We start from the raw sequence: 236 nt of genomic DNA, 5'->3' as shown, positions 1-236 counted from the left end.
ATGCAGGAAGGCACCAAACGGGTGATTGCTACCGGCGCTACCTTACGCATTGCCAACTCCTGCGTGTTTGACCAGGGCGTAATGACGCGCATGCGGCCGCCCCGGCAGCTGCTGCCCCGCTTCCAGGAAGGGGAATACATCCGCGCTTTTGTACTGGGCAAAATGGGCTGGAGCTTATTGAACTGCGAGCCCAATGTATCCGGCGGTTTGGGATTGTTTGATAAGGAAGTGGCCAT

Annotated in this window: 1 pseudogene; it reads left to right on the top strand. The window is 57.2% G+C overall.

Features of this window, described 5'->3' with window-relative positions:
• A pseudogene (locus KVT36_RS32205) lies at positions 1-236 on the top strand (glycosyltransferase family 2 protein); the annotation flags it as partial.

Source organism: Chitinophaga sp. GbtcB8 (assembly GCF_019091455.1).
GTDB lineage: Bacteria > Bacteroidota > Bacteroidia > Chitinophagales > Chitinophagaceae > Chitinophaga.
This window is presented reverse-complemented; position numbering and strand designations above follow the sequence as displayed.